This window comes from Hydrogenophaga sp. (assembly GCF_022844385.1).
Taxonomy (GTDB): domain Bacteria; phylum Pseudomonadota; class Gammaproteobacteria; order Burkholderiales; family Burkholderiaceae_C; genus Hydrogenophaga.
This window is the reverse complement of record NZ_JALHLX010000010.1, coordinates 1-16,817: the sequence shown is the minus strand read 5'-3', so window position 1 is coordinate 16,817 and position 16,817 is coordinate 1. Positions and strand designations below refer to the sequence as shown.

At 65.7% G+C, this 16,817-nt stretch carries 15 protein-coding genes; 4 read left to right on the top strand and 11 right to left on the bottom strand.

Features of this window, described 5'->3' with window-relative positions; translation table 11 throughout:
* Window positions 1-2: 2 nt before the first annotated feature.
* The gene (locus Q0C59_RS03665) at window positions 3-1,499 is read right to left on the bottom strand and encodes a sodium:alanine symporter family protein (protein ID WP_291211846.1); all 1,497 of its coding nucleotides are present in this window, start codon (window positions 1,497-1,499) and stop codon (window positions 3-5) included.
* Between the two features lie 120 nt (window positions 1,500-1,619).
* A complete protein-coding gene (locus tag Q0C59_RS03660) occupies window positions 1,620-2,981 on the bottom strand; it encodes a D-amino acid dehydrogenase (RefSeq protein WP_370654307.1) in 1,362 nt (453 codons plus the stop codon).
* A gap of 118 nt (window positions 2,982-3,099) precedes the next feature.
* Between Q0C59_RS03660 and Q0C59_RS03655 the strand changes: the two genes are divergently transcribed.
* Entirely contained in the window at window positions 3,100-4,017 is a 918-nt protein-coding gene (locus Q0C59_RS03655; protein WP_291211844.1) for a LysR family transcriptional regulator ArgP, read from the top strand.
* Window positions 4,018-4,066: 49 nt separating this feature from the next.
* Here Q0C59_RS03655 and Q0C59_RS03650 read toward each other — a convergent pair whose 3' ends face one another.
* Entirely contained in the window at window positions 4,067-4,522 is a 456-nt protein-coding gene (locus tag Q0C59_RS03650; protein ID WP_291211842.1) for a fasciclin domain-containing protein, read from the bottom strand.
* 204 nt (window positions 4,523-4,726) lie between these two features.
* On the opposite strand from Q0C59_RS03650, the gene Q0C59_RS03645 reads away from it, so the two are divergent.
* On the top strand, window positions 4,727-5,371 hold the full coding sequence (locus Q0C59_RS03645; protein ID WP_291211839.1) for a TetR/AcrR family transcriptional regulator: 645 nt from the start codon (window positions 4,727-4,729) through the stop codon (window positions 5,369-5,371).
* Between the two features lie 66 nt (window positions 5,372-5,437).
* Here Q0C59_RS03645 and Q0C59_RS03640 read toward each other — a convergent pair whose 3' ends face one another.
* The 3 genes from Q0C59_RS03640 to Q0C59_RS03630 form a co-directional block, all read right to left on the bottom strand.
* The gene (locus tag Q0C59_RS03640; protein WP_291211837.1) at window positions 5,438-5,860 is read right to left on the bottom strand and encodes a universal stress protein; all 423 of its coding nucleotides are present in this window, start codon (window positions 5,858-5,860) and stop codon (window positions 5,438-5,440) included.
* 71 nt (window positions 5,861-5,931) lie between these two features.
* Window positions 5,932-6,852 carry a metallophosphoesterase gene (locus Q0C59_RS03635; protein WP_291211835.1) on the bottom strand — a complete coding sequence of 307 codons (921 nt, stop codon included), beginning with the start codon at window positions 6,850-6,852 and terminating at the stop codon, window positions 5,932-5,934.
* A 23-nt stretch (window positions 6,853-6,875) separates the two neighbouring features.
* Window positions 6,876-7,883 carry a LysR family transcriptional regulator gene (locus Q0C59_RS03630; RefSeq protein WP_291211943.1) on the bottom strand — a complete coding sequence of 336 codons (1,008 nt, stop codon included), beginning with the start codon at window positions 7,881-7,883 and terminating at the stop codon, window positions 6,876-6,878.
* A 106-nt stretch (window positions 7,884-7,989) separates the two neighbouring features.
* Here Q0C59_RS03630 and Q0C59_RS03625 point away from each other — a divergent pair, with 106 nt between their 5' ends.
* Window positions 7,990-8,535, top strand: a complete 546-nt coding sequence (locus Q0C59_RS03625; RefSeq protein ID WP_291211832.1) for a hypothetical protein — start codon at window positions 7,990-7,992, stop codon at window positions 8,533-8,535.
* A 139-nt stretch (window positions 8,536-8,674) separates the two neighbouring features.
* Here the strand turns inward: Q0C59_RS03625 and Q0C59_RS03620 are convergent, their stop codons facing one another.
* The 5 genes from Q0C59_RS03620 to Q0C59_RS03600 all read right to left on the bottom strand — a co-directional run bounded on the left by Q0C59_RS03620 (window position 8,675) and on the right by Q0C59_RS03600 (window position 14,265).
* On the bottom strand, window positions 8,675-10,531 hold the full coding sequence (locus Q0C59_RS03620; RefSeq protein ID WP_291211830.1) for a phosphoenolpyruvate carboxykinase (GTP): 1,857 nt from the start codon (window positions 10,529-10,531) through the stop codon (window positions 8,675-8,677).
* Between the two features lie 367 nt (window positions 10,532-10,898).
* Entirely contained in the window at window positions 10,899-11,042 is a 144-nt protein-coding gene (locus Q0C59_RS03615) for a hypothetical protein (RefSeq protein ID WP_291211828.1), read from the bottom strand.
* 52 nt (window positions 11,043-11,094) lie between these two features.
* Complete coding sequence (locus Q0C59_RS03610) at window positions 11,095-11,523, bottom strand: PaaI family thioesterase (RefSeq protein WP_370654308.1); 429 nt, start codon at window positions 11,521-11,523, stop codon at window positions 11,095-11,097.
* Window positions 11,524-12,984, bottom strand: a complete 1,461-nt coding sequence (locus Q0C59_RS03605; protein WP_291211825.1) for a mechanosensitive ion channel — start codon at window positions 12,982-12,984, stop codon at window positions 11,524-11,526.
* 81 nt (window positions 12,985-13,065) lie between these two features.
* Window positions 13,066-14,265 carry a threonine ammonia-lyase gene (locus Q0C59_RS03600; protein WP_291211823.1) on the bottom strand — a complete coding sequence of 400 codons (1,200 nt, stop codon included), beginning with the start codon at window positions 14,263-14,265 and terminating at the stop codon, window positions 13,066-13,068.
* Window positions 14,266-14,503: 238 nt separating this feature from the next.
* Between Q0C59_RS03600 and Q0C59_RS03595 the strand changes: the two genes are divergently transcribed.
* Window positions 14,504-16,817 (top strand): ATP-binding protein (locus tag Q0C59_RS03595; protein WP_291211821.1); only part of this gene is annotated, 2,314 nt, incomplete at its 3' end.

Below are 16,817 nucleotides of genomic sequence, written 5' to 3'. Positions count from 1 at the left end.
TGTCAGGCAGCGACCATGCGGATCTCGCCGCTGCGCAAGCCGTGTTCGTAGCGCAGCAACTCGGTGCGCACCACCGGCATGAGCATGTACAGCCCCACGATGTTGGCCAGCGACATGGCGAAGATCATCGAGTCGGAAAAGTCGATCACCGGACCCAGGCCCATGGTGGTGCCGATGACCACGAAGGTCAGGAACATGAACTTGTAGGCCATTGTCGAAACCATGCTGTCGCCCAGCAGGTAGATCCAGGCCTGCAATCCGTAGTAGCTCCAGGTGATCATGGTGGAGAAGGCGAACAGCACCACGCACAGGGCGAGCACGTAGGGAAACCACGCGATTGCACTGCCGAAGGCCACGGAAGTCAGGGCCACGCCCCGGGCCTCACCGGCCAGCTCGGTGACGCCGCCCATGTTCACGTGGCCGGTGATGATGATCACCAGTGCGGTCATGGTGCAGATCACCACGGTGTCGATGAAGGGCTCCAGCAAGGCGGCAAAGCCTTGTGATACCGGTTGGTCTGTGCGCACCGCCGAATGGGCGATCGCGGCCGAGCCGATGCCGGCCTCGTTGGAAAAAGTCGCACGGCGGAAGCCCTGGATCAGCGCACCCACCACGCCACCGGTCACGCCCTCGGCCGAAAACGCCCCGGCAAAAATCTGCCCGAACGCCCACAGGATCTGGTCTGCGTGCACCGCCAGCACGATCAGGCCCGCGCCCACGTAGATGAGCGCCATGGTGGGCACCAGCTTGGAGGTGACTGTGGCAATCGACCGGATGCCACCAATGATCACCAGGCCCACCAGCACCGCCATGACCAGACCGAACACCCAGGCGTTGCCGGCCAGTGGGCTGTCGACGCCGCCGGTGACACCCAGCACCTGCTGGAAGCTCTGGTTGGCCTGGAACATGTTGCCGCCCCCGATGGAGCCGCCAATGCAGCAGATGGCGAAGAACACCGCCAGAAACTTGCCCAGGCGGGGCCGGCCCTGTTCGGCCAGACCCTTGGAGAGGTACCGCATGGGACCGCCCGCCACTGTGCCGGCGGGCTGCTTGATGTCGCGGTACTTCACACCCAGCGTGACCTCGGTGAACTTCGACGCCATGCCCAGCAGCCCGGCCAGGATCATCCAGAAAGTGGCGCCCGCGCCGCCGATGGCTACCGCCACGGCCACACCGGCAATGTTGCCCAGGCCCACGGTTCCCGAGACCGCTGCTGTGAGTGCCTGGAAGGGCGACACCTCGCCGGGCTTGGTCTTGTCGGAGTAGCGTCCGCGCACGACGTCAATGGCGTGCCGGAAGCCGCGGATCTGGATGAAGCGAAAGTAAAAGGTGAAGACCGTGGCAGCCAGGATCAACCAGCCCACGATGAGCGGAAACGTGGTGCCGGCCACCGGCACTGAAAAGAAGATGAAGCCGGCGATGGCGTCGGAGAACGGTTGAATGGCCGCGCTGATGCGCTCGTCCAGGCTGGCGGTGGCCAGAGCTCCGGTGGGGTTCATGGTTTGTCTCCTTGTCGTGGAATGGTCGGGACGTCGAGCGTCCCGTACCCGGCCCGCCACGCTGGCGCGGACCCAGAAAAGGCCGTGGCCGCCTGGCGGTCCCCGGCCCTGGCGGCAGGATCAGGCGCGCTGGCTCGGCGGCGTGGCTTGCAGGTGCGGCGTCTGGCCCTTCCTGCTGCTGCGTACCGGAGCGTCGATCCCGTGAAACCCGAATGCCATGGCAGGTCGCTCACCGCTGATGAGTTCAGCCAGTGCCAGGCCCGAGCCGGCACCGTGCGTCCATCCCAGCGTGCCGTGGCCTGCGTTGATCCAGAGGTTTTTCAGCGGCAGGCGGCCAATGAGCGGGATGTTGGTCGGCGTGGCCGGGCGCAGGCCGCACCAGAACTGCGGATCACCGCCCTGTTCGGGCGTGCGCGTGTCGGCCACACCGGGAAACACCTGCTCGATGCGGCGCACCAGCATCTCGCAGCGCTTCTTCGCCAGCGGCGTGTCCAGCGTCAGATCAAAACCGCCGAGCTCGATGGTGCCGGCGACGCGCAGCTGGTTGCCCAGGCGCGAGACGGCGATCTTGAGCTGGTCGTCGATCATGCTCACGCTGGGCGCCTGCGCGGGCTTGAGCAGCGGCAGCGTGGCGCTGTAGCCCTTGCCCGGATAGATCGGCACGCTCAGGCCAACCGTCTTGAGCAGCGGCGTGGTGTACGAACCGCAGGCGACCACGAAAGCGTCGGCCTTCAGCACGCGTGCAATCCCGCTCTGGCGGTCGCGCACCCGCACCTCGCGGATCTCGTGGCCGTCGCTGTCCAGGCGCTCGATGTCGTGGCCGAACATCAGCCGCGCGCCGCGCTGGCCGCACAGCGCAGCAAGCTGCTGCGTGAAGCTGCGGGCATCGCCCGACTCGTCGCTCTGCGTGTAGGTGCCGCCCACGATGCGGTCGGCAAAGGCGCTGAGCGCAGGCTCGATGGCCAGCAACTCATTGCGTGAAACCACGCGGCGCTTGACGCCGAAACGCTGCATCACGGCGGCGGCTTCGGCGGCGCCGTCGAAGGATTTCTGGTCGGTGTAGTAATGGGCGATGCCCCGCTCCAGCCGGTGGTAGTCGATGCCGGTGGCGGCCACCACGGCCTTGAGCGCGTTGTGGCTGTAGGAGCCCAAGGCCACCAGCTGTGCCACGTTGCGCTCGAAGGCGGCGTCGTTGCACTGCGCAAGGAACTGGAGACCCCAGCGCCACTGTGCCCAGTCGAGCTGCGGGCGGAACAGCAGTGGCGATTCGTCGGAGAACATCCACTTCAGGGTTTTGAGCGGCGCGTCCTTGTTGGCCCAGGGCTCGCAGTAGCTGACCGAAATCTGTGCCGCGTTGGCGAAGCTGGTCTCCAGCGCCGCGTCGCTCTGGCGGTCGACCAGTGTGACCTCGTGACCACGCTCCAGCAAGTGCCACGCCGTGCTGACGCCGATGATGCCCGCGCCGAGAATGGTGACCTGCATGACCTGCTCCTCAAAGGATTGAAACTGATCGCAGTATCGAAAGAAGCGGCTTCGAAGTGAAGCGGAATTAAACTAAAATTTTGGGCATCAGATCTGCTTATATGACCAGCGAGCACCCATGAGCACCTTCGATCCCGACGCCCTCGAATGCCTGGCCGCCATCATTGAAGAGGGCGGATTCGAGCGTGCGGCACAGCGCCTGTCGATCACGCAGTCTGCGGTGTCGCAGCGGCTGAGGGCTTTGGAGGCGCAGGTCGGTACGGTGCTCATTGTGCGCAGCCGCCCGCTCAAGCCCACGCAAGCCGGCCAGCTCATGCTCAAGCACGCCAAGATGATGCGGCTGCTGCGCGCCGACCTTGAAAAAGACCTCAAGGAGCTCGCGCCCAGCTCCACCGGCAGCGGCCGCGAGGAAGAGCGCATCTCGGTGGCCATCAACGCCGACAGCATTGCCACCTGGGCGCTGCCCGCGCTCGACGAACTGGCACAAAACGGCCTGCCGATTGAAATCATCACCGACGACCAGGAGTTCACCCACGAGTGGCTGCGCGAAGGCCAGGTACTGGGCTGCGTCACCTCGCTTGGCCAGGCCTTGCGCGGCTGCAAGATGGAAGCGTTGGGCTGCATGGACTACGTGGCCGTGGCACGGGCCGACTACGCCGCGCAGCATTGCCCCAAGGGCTTGAGCGCACACAACTTTCACAAGGTCCCGTTCGTGGCCTTCAACCGCAAGGACAACCTGCAGCACGGTTTCGTGATGAAGGCCTTTGGTCTGCCGCGCGTCATGCTCAAGCAACTGTTCGTGCCCTCCAGCGAAGGCCAGGTGCGCGCCGTGCAGTCCGGCTGGGGGGTGAGTGTGCTGCCCGAGCTGCGGGTGCGTGAGCTCATTGAATCGGGCGAACTGGTCAATCTGGCTCCGCGCCACCGGCTCGGTGTGGCGCTCTACTGGCATTGCTGGAACCTGAGCTCGGACGTGCTGGACGCCTTGAGCAAGGCCTTGCGGACTGCAGCCGCCGACAACCTGCGACCGGCCAGCTGAAACAAAAAAAGCCCCGCGAGTGCGGGGCTTTGTGTGAGCAAGTGCCTGCTTACTTGGGCATGATCACGGTGTCGATGACGTGGATCACGCCGTTGTCGGCCGCGATGTCGGTCTTGACCACGTTGGCTGCGTCCACCTTCACGCCGCCCATGGTGGCCACGGTGATCGAGCTGCCTTGCACGGTTTTGACCATGCCGGCTTTCACGTCCGCGGCCATCACCTTGCCGGGCACCACGTGGTAGGTCAGCACCTTGGTCAGGGCGGCCTTGTCTTTCAACAGGGCGTCCAGCGTGGCCTTGGGGATCTTGGCGAAGGCTTCATCGGTGGGGGCGAACACGGTGAACGGACCCGGGCCCTTGAGCGTGTCGACCAGGCCGGCGGCCTGGACAGCTGCGACCAGGGTCTTGAACGAGCCGGCGGCCACAGCCGTGTCGACGATGTCGGCGGCCTGGGCCGAGCCGAGTGCGCCGAGTGCCAGCAGGGATGCGATGAGTGTCTTCTTCATGGTGATGTCCTTGGGAAAGGTTGAGGGAGCGGGATGGTGGAAGCACATGACTGCATGGGCAGAAGCGCCGTGCCCTGTTACGAGCGCATTCTGGCCGCAGAAGTTTCCAAAGAGACCGCTTGGTATGTAACAAGACTTTGCAGTAGGGATATCGACGGCTCCGTCGATATCGGGCAAAATTGCAGCCCTACCAAAAGGTTGTCCATGACCAGCGCAGTCCACAAAGATCCCGCCGAATCTCCCCAGAAACGCAGCTTCCGCCAGCAAATGCACCTCGCCCGCGAAGACGCCATCGTGTCGGCGGTGAACCGCTTGCTGGCCGAAAAAGGCTTCGATGCGATGACCGTGGACGAGGTCGCCGCCGAGGTGGGCATCGCCAAGGCCAGCTTGTACAAGCACTTCTCCAGCAAGGAAGATCTGGCCGCTGCGGCCATGGTGCGTGTGATGGATCGGGCGCGTGCCTTTCTGGACAGTCTGGAAAGCCAACCCGGGCGCGCGCCGATCGAGCAGCTGCGGGCGGTCGCACGCTGGACCATGGAGGTTCAGCTCGCGGGCGAAATGCCGTCACTCCCCAGCGAAAACTCCAGCCTGCGTGCGTCGCTCACCACCAACAAGGCGTATGTGGACGGCCTCATGGACGTGAGCGAGCGACTGGGCCAATGGATCACGCAGGCCCAGGCCGACGGCAGCCTCAACACCCAGCTGCCCCCCATTGCCGTGCTTTACACCTTGTTCGCGCGGGCCTGCGATCCGGTGCTGGGCTTCCTCAAGGGTTCGGGCCAGCACAGCAACGACGAGATCATCGAGATGGTGCTCAGCACCTGTTTTGACGGTTTGAAGTCGCGCTGACGGGCAGGGTTCAGCACACGAGAAAAAGGCCGCAGTCGCGGCCTTTGTTGTCTGCGCAGACGGGTTTCAGCGAACCAGCAACACGGGCACGCTGCAGTGGGCGAGTACCTTGGTGGCCACCGAGCCCATGACGAGGTTGCCCAGCGCGCTGTGGCCGTGCGATCCCATCATCAACAGGTCGAACTTGCCTTCATTGGCGACCTTGGCAATCACCTCGCCCGGCGTACCGACCTTGGACACCACCGTCGGTTCCATGCCGTGGCGCTTGAGGAACTTGACCACCGGGGCCGTGATCTTGGCCGCTTCGTCGGCGTAGTAGCCGTTGGCGATCTCGGCACCCACGGCCGCGCGGGCGCGGGGTGGCAGCGGCAACTGCACCGTGACCAACGTGATGGTGTTCTTGGTGCCGAACATCTCGTCGTGTGTGGCGAGATAGGCCAGCATCTTCTTGGTGTACGCGCTGCCATCAACGGCGAGCAGGATCTTCATGAGGGTCTCCTTGGGTTTCAATGGAATGCGTGCGAGTTTAGAGGCAACCCGGGCGTTTTCTTTGCGCTGGCTCAAACCTGATGTGTCCGCTCGTGTGCCCGTGCCGGCACACTCACCTCGATGCAGCGCATGGGCACAAAGGATGTCTGTTCGTTCTTGTCGTGATAACCCAGCGGGTTGGCCACGATGCGGCAGCGCCCCACCTGCACATCGGTCGGGCAATGCAGGTGACCGTGCAGCCAGAAGTCGGCCAGCGGCAGCAGCTCGTCCAGCCCATTGCAGAAGCCCGCCGTGCCAGGGCTCATGCCGTAGCGTGGGTCCATGCTGTGCAGCGTGGGCGCGAAATGGGTGATGACCACCGTGGGACCGTCGAAGGGCTGGGCCAGCGCCTCGCGCAGCCAGGTCTGGCAGTCCAGCGCGAGCGAGCGCATGGCTTCGGCATCAAACAGGCGGCTGTGCCGGCGGCCGCCCATTTTCTGCAGGTAGTGGTTGGCCGCGCGAAATGCCTTCTCGCGCTGGCGCAGACGGTGCGTGAGCGGATCGGGCACGCGCGGTCTTTGAACGGCTCCGGCACGGCTGTGGCGTGCGGGCGTGGGTTCCGGTGCGTGCTCGCCCAAGGCGTCGTAGTCGCTCCAGAGCGTGGTGCCGATCAGCCGCACACCCTGCATCTGCAGGCGCTCGCGCTCCAGCCACTGGATGCCCAGTCGATCGCAGGCCTTTCGCAATTCGGCGTGGGCCTCGTCCACATCGAGCGCGTCGTATTCGTGGTTGCCCGGCACAAACACCACCGGCGCGGGCCAGCCCGCGTATTGCGGCAGGGGCGAGAAGCGCTGAAGACCCCAGTCGGGCTCGTTCATCACGCTCCCGTCGCGCCGCGTCTGGTAAGAGCCGATATCCCCGGCCAGCACCAGCAGGTCGGCTTCGGGCGCCGGCACCGGCACAAAGTCGGGGTTGGCTTCGAGGTGCAGGTCGCTGAGCAGTTGGATCTTCATGCGGCCATTGTCGGACAGGGCCGTCACGCAGGTTTGACGGACTTGCGCCGTGACGCGGCGGGTGCGGCCGCAGCGGCCGCACGAAACCCGACCGCCGACGCCCGCTCGACCGACTGGCGCAGCCAGCGGTGGCCGCTGTTGTGGGTGGCCTGGCGATGCCACAGCGCATCCACGTGCACGGGCGGCACCTGCAGCGGCAGTTCCAGCAGAGCGAGTTCGTGTTCCATACCGGTGGCACCTACAAAGTGGCGCGGCAGCACTGTGAGCAAATCGGTGGTGGCCACCACGCGCCCGGCCGTGAAGAACTGGTTCACGGTGAGCACCACACGGCGCTGGCGGGAAAGGGCCGCCAGCGACTCGTCCACAAAACCGAAAGGCCTTCCCGAAAAACTCACCAACAGATGGCGCGCGTTGCAATAGGCGTCCAGGCTCAACGGCTGCCCGGCCAGCGGGTGGCCTTTGCGCATCACCACCACGTACTCGCCGTCGTACAGGCGCTGGTGCAGGAACTGCGGGTTGTTTTCCTGCAGGTGCCGGGCGCCGAGTTCGGCCAGCACGCCCGGAAAATGCCCGATGGCCAGATCGGCTGTGCCGTTCTCCAGCAGCTCGCGCGGATCGCGCGTGGTCAACGGCAACACGCGCAGGTTCACCCCGGGCGCTTCGGCTTCGAAGATGTCGATCAGGCCGGGCACCAGCTTGGCGGCGGTGGCGTCCGCCATGGCCAGCACAAAAGCATTGTGGGCACTCAGCGGGTCGAAGGTGCCCGGGGCCAGCGATTCGCGCAGCAGGTGTAGCGCGTCCCGAATGGAGGGCCACAGGCTCAGCGCCAGCGGCGTGGGCTCCACCCCGTAGCCTGAGCGACGCACCAGGTCGTCGCCCACCACCTCGCGCAGCCGGCGCAAGGCGTTGCTCACCGCAGGCTGGGTCATGGCGAGGTTGTGGGCGGCGCGGGTCAGGTTGCGCTCGGACATGACCTCGTCAAAGACCCGCAGCAGGTTCAGGTCGAGGTTGCGAAAATTGAGGCTATTTATCACCCTTGTGAATGTAAGACATCACAAAGATAAATTAGCGAATAATGCGGGTTAACCCTAGTATTGCGCTGTCCAAAAGACATTCTTTCCTTCTCAGGAGCCTGCCATGAGCACCCTTGCATCCTCACCTTCTTCCGTATCGATCGGCCAGCGCCGCGCCCCCTCCAGCCACCGCCAGCCCAACCGCGTTGACGGCTCCCGTGGCCTCGCCGCCATGTTGCTGGCCGCTGTTGTGGCTGCCATGGTTGTCCTCGCCGACCGTTTGATCAGCACCTGGGCCGACGGCCACCTCTTGCTGGCCTGGGTGTTTCTTTGGGTCGTGGTGTTTGCGGGTCTGGCCTTGTTTGCCGATTCGGCCCGCCGCCTGGCCCGCCGCGGCATCGTGGTGCTGGACAGCTGGTCGGAGTCGATGGCCGAAGCCCGCGCTGAAACGCGCCTGTGGGAAATGGCCCGCCAGGACCCACGTCTGATGAGCGAACTCACCCTGGCCCGCACGCGCGCCGAGCAGGAAGAACCCGCCACCAGCTTCGATTCAGCCTTGGCGCCACTGGGTCTGCCGGTCGCAGCCGAGGCCACCGTGCCGCAGGCGTCGTACTGGGAACGGCTGGGACAGGCCCGTGCTGCACGCCACCTGCAAAACCGCTACCTCTGATCTGTCCCGCGCCGACCCTCCAGGGTCGCCCACAAAAAAGCCACCGGGTCTGGTGGCTTTTTTTTGCCCGGGCGTCTTGGTACCGGGGGGTGTTCCGGCCCGCGGCAGATCGTGCCGCGGGCCGTCGGGACTGCCGGCTTCAGGCAGCCAGGCGCTTCTCGATCTTCGCTTTTGTCTCCTCGAGTTCCCGTGGCAAGTGATGGGCCAGCTGCGTGAACAGCTCGCTGTGCAGGGCGAGTTCCTGTGTCCAGGCGGCGTTGTCGATGTGGGTGACGGTCTGGTACTGCTCGGTGGAGAAGTTCAGGCCGTCCCAGTGGATGTCTTCATAGCGCGGGCTCACGCCGAACGCGTGCTCGGAGCCCTGGCCACGACCCTCCAGGCGGTCGATCATCCATTTGAGCACGCGCATGTTTTCACCGAAGCCGGGCCAGACGAACTTGCCGGCCTCGTCCTTGCGGAACCAGTTCACACAGAAGATGCCCGGCAATGTCGCGCCCTGGCCTTGCAGTTTCGCGCCCAGGTCGAGCCAGTGCTGGAAGTAGTCGCTCATGTTGTAGCCGGCAAACGGCAGCATGGCGAACGGGTCGCGGCGTACCACGCCTTGCGCGCCAAAGGCGGCGGCGGTGGTCTCCGAACCCATGGTGGCGGCCATGTACACGCCTTCGGTCCAGTTGCGGGCTTCGGTCACCAGTGGCACGGTGGTGGAGCGGCGGCCGCCGAAGATGAAGGCGTCGATCGGCACGCCCGCCGGATCGTCCCAGGCCGGGTCGAGTGCGGGGTTGTTGGTGGCGGCCACGGTGAAGCGCGCGTTGGGGTGAGCGGCCTTGGCGCCGGTCTCCTTGGCGATCTGTGGCGTCCAGTCCTTGCCCTGCCAGTCGATGGCGTGCGCTGGAGCCGCGCCCATGCCTTCCCACCAGATGTCGCCGTCGTCGGTCAGGGCCACGTTGGTGAAGATCACGTCGCGGTCCAGGCTGGCCATGCAGTTCGGGTTGGTCAGGGTGTTGGTGCCCGGTGCCACGCCGAAGTAGCCCGCTTCCGGGTTGATCGCGTAAAGGCGGCCATCGTCGTGCGGCTTGATCCAGGCGATGTCATCACCGATGGTGGTGACACTCCAGCCCTCGAAACCCTTGGGCGGGATCAGCATGGCGAAGTTGGTTTTGCCACAGGCGCTGGGGAAGGCCGCGGCCACGTGGTACTTCTTGCCCTCGGGGTTGGTCACACCCAGGATGAGCATGTGCTCGGCCAGCCAGCCCTGGCGCTTGCCCATGGTGGAGGCGATGCGCAGCGCAAAACACTTCTTGCCCAACAGCGCGTTGCCGCCGTAGCCCGAGCCGTAGCTCCAGATTTCGCGGGTTTCGGGGTAGTGGACGATGTATTTGGTGGTGGGGTTGCAAGGCCAGCCGGTCTGGTCGGTAACGCCTGCGGCGAGCGGCGCGCCCACGGTGTGCACGCAAGGCACGAACTCACCGTCGGTGCCGAGCACGTCGTACACGGCCTTGCCCATGCGTGTCATGAGCTTCATGTTGACCGCCACGTAAGCGCTGTCGGAGAGCTCGATGCCGATGTGTGCAATCGGGCTGCCCAGCGGTCCCATGCTGAACGGCACCACGTACATGGTGCGACCGCGCATGCAGCCGTCAAACAGCGGTTGCAGGGTGGCGCGCATCTCGGCCGGAGCTTTCCAGTTGTTGGTCGGGCCGGCGTCTTCCTGCTTCTCGCAGCAGATGAAGGTGCGGTCTTCCACGCGGGCCACGTCCGACGGGTCAGAGCAGGCCAGGAAGCTGTTCGGGCGCTTGACCGGGTCGAGCCGCTTCATCGTGCCGGCGTCCACCAGCTGGTTGCACAGCCGCGCGTACTCCTCGTCGCTGCCATCACACCAGACCACGGTGTCGGGCTTGCACAGGGCGGCCATGTCGGCCACCCAGGCGATCAGCCGGGCGTTCTTCACATAGGACGGGGTGTTGAGGGTCAGGCCCTGCATCACGGGTGAGTTCATTGAAAGACTCCAGAGGTTGATAACCGGTGTGCACCAGAGACGCCGACAGCCGCGGGCTGCACACAAATGCAGCTGGGCGGCTGTCAGGGGTCCCTTGTGCTTGAAAGGGGCGGTCGGCGCTGGTGGCTGTGGGCGGTTGGCGCCCGGCAGCGAGAGGGACAAGGGGCGGGTTGGTGTGCCCGCGGCTCGGTCCGTGTGTCGTCCTTGATGCCGATTTTATGAAACCGGGCGCCGGGTTACGAACTGGTTACATGCAAAACCCGCATAACGTGATGCATTGGACAGTCTGAACGTTCGACCGTTTCACCAAGCAAAACGGCCGGACGCCCCGAGGGAGCGTCCGGCCGTTGCGCCGACGGCAGGTGCGTCAGGCCATGAACACAGCGATGAAGGCCAGCAGGAACATGAGCACGGCACCGGCGACGGGCAGCACGATGGGCATCATGGGAACGATGGACTCGACCACGTCTTCGGGCTGGTCGGAGGGGGTGTGGTGGTCGTGCTGGGACATGTTGATTTCCGCTGGATGGTTCAAAAACTGCAGAGATTTTACGGCAGGCGCTTCACAGCAAGGCGTAGGTGGTGCTGGCGCGGCACACGCTGCGGCCGTCGGTGGCGCCCGCGATGTCGATTTCGCCGAACACCAGGCTCTTGCCGGCGCGGATCACGCGTGCGGTGACCCGGGCGTCCTGACCAGAGAGTGGTTTGAGAAAGCTGGTGTTCAGCTGCACCGTGGTCATGGGGCGCTGATCGCCGAGTTGCGTGACGATGGCCAGCACCATGGCGGTGTCGGCGGCCGACATCATGGCCTGGCCGCACAGCATGCCGCCCACGCGCGAGAGCTGGTCGCTCTGCGGCAGGCGCAGTGTGACCTCGCCGTCAGCGAACGACTCGACCTGCAACCCCAGGGCCTGGACCCAGGGCGCGAACCACGCGGACAGCAGGCCTTGCAGCGAATCAACGGACACGGTGGCGGGGGGGGCGTGGGTCATTCAGTCCTCTTTGCGCAAACGGGTAAGCCAATGGTCCATGAGTTTGCCGGCGGCCTCGCGCCCACCCAGGCCGAACGACAGCGCAAACGCCACCGCCACGGCGCCCAGCGTGAGCCCGAAGGCGAGGTTGACGATGTCGTCGGCAATGCCCATGGCGCGCAGGCCCATGGCGATGACCAGTGCGAGGATGGCGTAGCGGCCGATGCGCGCCAGTCCCTGCGTCCGTGCGCCGCTGGCGCGGTCGATGGCGTCGTGGGCCACGTTGGCCAGCCAGAAGCCGATCACCAGGATGGCCGAGCCCAGCAGGATGTCGCCGCCAAAACGGATGAAGCTGGCCACGATGTCGCTGACCTGGTGGAAACCCAGTTGGGCAGCCGCTTCCACGGTGGCGAACAGCATGGCGAAGAACAGCACCACCCGACCCACCGTGCGGGACGCGCTGGTTTTCTCGAAAGCATGGGCCATCTGCACACGTGCGGGCAGGGTGTCAAAGCCCAGTGCGGCCAGCAGACTGGCCAGCAACTGGCTCGCAAAACTGGCCACCAGCCAGGTGACGACCAGGATCAGGCCGGCCGCCACGATGTTGGGCACGGCCTGCATCAGACTGGAAAGCATGTCGGTGGCCGGTCGGGAGATGGCCTCGATCTTCAAGGCGTCGAGTGCGGCGATGAGCGAGGGCAGGAACACGGCGATGAAGACCAGCATGCCGATCACGCTGGAGAGCTGCACCGTTTCTGCCAGGCCTGCGCGACTCCCCAGGCGGTCGATGCCCGCTGTGCGGCTGAGGTGCGTGGTGAGCTTGCGCAACACGGTCGCCACGATCCAGCCCACACCGCCGATCACGATGGCGGCCACCGCATTGGGCAGCATGTCCAGGGTTTTGGTCACCATGCTGCGCAGCGGGTCGAGCAGACCTTCGAGCTGCAGGGCGCCGAGGATGGCTGGCACAAACAGCAGGATCACCAGCCAGAACAGGGCCCCGGCAAGCCCTTCGCTGATAGGCGCCATGTCGGCGTGCTCCGACAGCTTGTCGTCGAGCGTGGTTTTGTCGAGCAGTTTCTGCGCCAGCGCCCGCACCACGCTGGCCACCAGCCAGCCCACCAGCGCCAGCACCAGGCCACCCACCAGGCGCGGCGCGTATTCAAAGAGCTGCGTGGTGAAGGCCGAGAACGGGCCGGAGACGATGGCCAGGTTCAGCGAGTTGAACACCGCCACCAGCGTGAGCAGGATCACCACCCAGAACAGGCCGAGCGCCACCGCACCTTCAATGTCGACCCCGGTGCCGGTGAGCTTGCCGAAACGGTGGTTCACGCCGCTGAAGCCCAGCGTCTTGCGCGTGGCCGCCCGCACCAGAACCGCGATCAGCCAGCCCAGGATGAAGATGGCGAGTGCACCGAGCAACTGCGGAATGTGCGTGCCCAGGTTGCTTTGCAACGAGTCCCACAAGGCGTTGGTGTTCATGGCGTTCCTCCGGTTCGTGTGTCAGGCCCGGGCCATGATGCAGAGCGGCTTGGCCAGCGTCAACCATGCTGGCGCCCGATGTCAGAGCAACGCAGTCTCGAACCCCGCCTGCTGCAGGCGCTCGATCACCTGCGCGATGTGCTCGCGCCCACGCGTCTGCAGCACCAGTTCGATGGCGACGTTCTGCGCCGCCAGCAAGGTGAAGGCGCGCTGGTGGTGCACCTCGTCGATGTTGGCGCCGGCGTCGGCCACGGTGGCGGTGATGCGCGCGAGATTGCCCGGCACGTCGCGCGCGTTCACCTGGATGCGTGCCAGCCGCCCGGCGCGCACCATGCCCCGTTCGATGATGGAGGCCAGCAACATCGGATCGATGTTGCCACCGCACAGCACCAGGCCCACGCGTTTGCCGGCAAAGCGTTGCGGGTGCTTGATGAGCGCGGCCAGGCCGGCGGCGCCTGCCCCCTCCACCAGCGTCTTTTCAATTTCCAGCAGCATCACGATGGCTTGTTCGATGTCGCCTTCGTCGACCAGCAGCAGGTCGTCCACCTTCTGGCGCACGATGGCCTCGGTGATCACGCCCGGCGTGCCCACGGCGATGCCTTCGGCGATGGTGCTCGTGCCCTGCGGCAGGTGCGTGCCCTTGATGGCGTTGACCATGGCCGGGAAACGCTCGGTCTGCACGCCGATGATTTCGATGCCGGGGCGGATGGCTTTGGCCGCCGTGGCCATGCCGGCGATCAGACCGCCGCCACCAATGGCCACCACCAGCGTGTCCAGGTCCGGTTGTTCACGCAACATTTCGAGCGCCACCGTGCCCTGGCCAGCCACGATGTCTTCGTCGTCGTAGGGATGCACGAACACCAGACCTTCCCGGGCCGCGAGTTCGCGCGCGTGGGTGCGCGACTCGTCCAGCGTGTCGCCGTGCAGCACCACCTCGGCACCAAAGCCGCGCGTGCGCTCCACCTTCACGCCGGGCGTGAAGCGCGGCATGACGATCACCGCCCGAATGCCGAGCCGTTGCGCGTGGTACGCCACACCCTGCGCGTGGTTGCCCGCACTCATGGCGATGACGCCACGCGCCCGCTCATTGGCGCCGAGCTGCGCAAGCTTGTTGCAGGCACCGCGCTCCTTGAACGAGGCGGTGTACTGCAGGTTCTCGAACTTGAGAAACACCTGGCAGCCGGTGAGCTGCGAGATGGTGCGCGATTCCACGAAGGGCGTGTCCAGCACCTGACCGACCAGGCGGGCGGCGGCTGCTTGAATGTCTTTGAGTTCCAGCATCGCGCGATTGTGAACCGGCGGCGGCGGACCGCGTCGGCATAAAGCCGGACAAATCCCACAAACACCGTCCATCACTCACTTCCATGAATCATCAAGCTGGGTTATGGTCCATTTGAATGCCGGATGTCCCGGTACGGCGTCACTGGAAGCACGTTCTGGAGGTGTCTGGATGAGCAAGCGTTCCGTGCAGCCTGCAGCCACCGCAGGCCGCACCCCGACCGACCCGAGAGAGGGCCGAATGCCCCTTTTGGGCGAAGGGCGCGTGTTCGTGCCGCACGGCTTGCGCCAGGCGCCGGTGCTCGACCTCATGTGCTCGCACTTCGTGCTCACCCTGGCCGCGCGTCAGGGCCCGCGCTTCAATGTGCGGCGCGACCTCAACACCCTGCTCTCGCTCGCTGGCCGACACCTCGTGTGGCCGCACACCGTGCTGTTGCGCCTGCGCGAGTTCCTGCAGCGTCGCTGCAAGGACAACGAACTCTGGAGCGGCCACGACCGGCTCGCGACCAACGCCTTCATGGAGCGCTACGGCGTCTGGCGCGGCCCGTACGAAGAAGGCACCTTGTTCTTCTACCTGGACGAGTACGCCAAGGAGTCGCCCAAAGACCTGCTCTCGGTGCTGGCGGTCACCGGTGAGTGGCTCAGCCACTCGCTCAAAAAGCAGTCCACCCTGGTGGAGAAAAACATCGACGCGCTGGCCGGCCTGCTGCAGCTCAACCGCGCCGAGCGCGCGCTCCTGCTCTACGGCACGCTCGCGCGCTACCAGCGCGACCTGCGCTCCATCCTGGTGGAGTTCAAGGTGAACAACGCCCCCGAGGCCTATGCGGCGATCGCCGACGTGGCCGGCGTGAAGGCCAGCGAAGTGGGTGAGGCGCTGCGCGCCGGCTCGCGGCTGGAGCGCATCGGCATGGTGGAGAACCTGATCTCCGAGCACAACATCACCGACCTGGCCGACCTCATGAAGGTGAGCGAGAAGCTGCCGCCGGTGCTGATGCGCCAGTACCGCACGCAGAGCGAGCTCATGGCGGTGTTCACCCGCCCCGCCGCGCGCTCGGCGCTCACGCCCAAAGACTTCGACTATGTGGGCGAAGACGTGCGCCTGCTCTGCGGCCTGCTGCGCGAAGCCGTCGCGCGCAAGGAGCCCGGGGTGAACGTGCTGATGTACGGCCCGCCCGGCACCGGCAAGACCGAGCTGGCGCGGGTGGTCGCGCAGGCCGCCGGGCTGGAGTTGTTTGAAGTGGAATACGCCGACCGCGACGGCAATGCGCTGTCGGGCCGCGACCGCTACCGCTCGCTGCAGATCGCGCAGGTGTTCCTCAAAGGAACGGCGCATTCGGCGCTGCTGTTCGACGAGGTGGAAGACGTGTTCCCGCCCATCTCCAGCGAGGCGGCGCAGATCATGGCGCGTGCCGAACACGTGGCGCCCTCGCACACCGGCAGCGTCAGCGGCAAGGCCTGGGTCAACCAGATCCTGGAAACCAATGCCGTGCCCACGATCTGGGTGACCAACCGCATCGAGCAGATCGATCCCGCGTTTCGCCGCCGCTTCGCTTACCACCTCGAACTCAAGAGCCCGCCGCCCGGTGCCCGCGAGCAGCTGGTGCGCAAGACGCTCGAAGGCGCGCCGGTGTCCGACGCGCTGGTGGCACGCCTGACCGAGCGCAAGGGCCTCACGCCGGCTCAGATCCGCACCGCGGTGCGGTTTGCCGAACTCGCTGCCAGCCCTGTCAAGCCCGCCGCGCGCCGCAGCGCCAAGGCCCGCGCCACGCAGCCGCCAATGCTCGACGATCTGATCGAGCGGCAGCTGAAGAACGCCGATCTGGCCCTGGGCCGCAAGCCCGACCTGGTGCAACGTCCCGGTGTCACCCAGTACAGCCTGGACATGCTCAACGTCGAGTCGCGCTACGAACTGCCACGGGTGATCGCCGCACTCAAGGCGCGCGGTCATGGCTGCCTGTGTTTTCACGGTGCCCCCGGCACCGGCAAGACTGCGCTGGCAGAGCACCTGGCGCAGCAGCTGGAACGCCCGCTGATGATCCGCCGCGCCAGCGACCTGGTGAGCAAGTTCGTGGGTGAGACCGAGCAGCAGATGGCGGCCATGTTCCGCGAAGCCGAGGCCGAGAAGGCCGTGCTGCTGCTGGATGAGGCCGACAGCTTCCTGCAGGACCGCCGTGGCGCGCAGCGCACCTACGAGGTGACCGAGGTCAACGAGATGCTGCAGGGCATGGAGCGCTTCGCCGGCATTTTCATCTGCACCACCAACCTGATGGACAGCATCGACCAGGCGGCGCTGCGGCGTTTCACCTTCAAGATCCGCTTCAAGCCGCTCTCAGCCGAGCAGCGCCAAACCATGTTCGTGGTGGAGGCGCTGGAGGGTGATGCGTTGCGGCTGGAGCCGGCGCACGCGGTGCGCCTGGCCAAGCTTGACCAGCTCTGTCCGGGTGACTTTGCGGCGGTGAAACGGCAGGTGGAGATCCTTGCCGAAGTGCTGCAGCCCGAGGAATTCATCGCGCAGCTCGAAGCCGAGCACCGCATCAAGCCCGAGGTGCGGGAGG

What these genes read in the sequence shown, in the direction of transcription:
- Q0C59_RS03625 (WP_291211832.1), top strand. Translation starts at nt 7,990, where the DNA reads ATGAGCACCCTTGCATCCTCACCTTCTTCCGTATCGATCGGCCAGCGC.
- Q0C59_RS03615 (WP_291211828.1), bottom strand. Translation starts at nt 11,042, where the DNA reads ATGTCCCAGCACGACCACCACACCCCCTCCGACCAGCCCGAAGACGTG.
- Q0C59_RS03635 (WP_291211835.1), bottom strand. Translation starts at nt 6,852, where the DNA reads ATGAAGATCCAACTGCTCAGCGACCTGCACCTCGAAGCCAACCCCGAC.
- Q0C59_RS03650 (WP_291211842.1), bottom strand. Translation starts at nt 4,522, where the DNA reads ATGAAGAAGACACTCATCGCATCCCTGCTGGCACTCGGCGCACTCGGC.
- Q0C59_RS03610 (WP_370654308.1), bottom strand. Translation starts at nt 11,523, where the DNA reads ATGACCCACGCCCCCCCCGCCACCGTGTCCGTTGATTCGCTGCAAGGC.
- Q0C59_RS03645 (WP_291211839.1), top strand. Translation starts at nt 4,727, where the DNA reads ATGACCAGCGCAGTCCACAAAGATCCCGCCGAATCTCCCCAGAAACGC.
- Q0C59_RS03620 (WP_291211830.1), bottom strand. Translation starts at nt 10,531, where the DNA reads ATGAACTCACCCGTGATGCAGGGCCTGACCCTCAACACCCCGTCCTAT.
- Q0C59_RS03665 (WP_291211846.1), bottom strand. Translation starts at nt 1,499, where the DNA reads ATGAACCCCACCGGAGCTCTGGCCACCGCCAGCCTGGACGAGCGCATC.
- Q0C59_RS03640 (WP_291211837.1), bottom strand. Translation starts at nt 5,860, where the DNA reads ATGAAGATCCTGCTCGCCGTTGATGGCAGCGCGTACACCAAGAAGATG.
- Q0C59_RS03655 (WP_291211844.1), top strand. Translation starts at nt 3,100, where the DNA reads ATGAGCACCTTCGATCCCGACGCCCTCGAATGCCTGGCCGCCATCATT.
- Q0C59_RS03660 (WP_370654307.1), bottom strand. Translation starts at nt 2,981, where the DNA reads ATGCAGGTCACCATTCTCGGCGCGGGCATCATCGGCGTCAGCACGGCG.
- Q0C59_RS03600 (WP_291211823.1), bottom strand. Translation starts at nt 14,265, where the DNA reads ATGCTGGAACTCAAAGACATTCAAGCAGCCGCCGCCCGCCTGGTCGGT.
- Q0C59_RS03605 (WP_291211825.1), bottom strand. Translation starts at nt 12,984, where the DNA reads ATGAACACCAACGCCTTGTGGGACTCGTTGCAAAGCAACCTGGGCACG.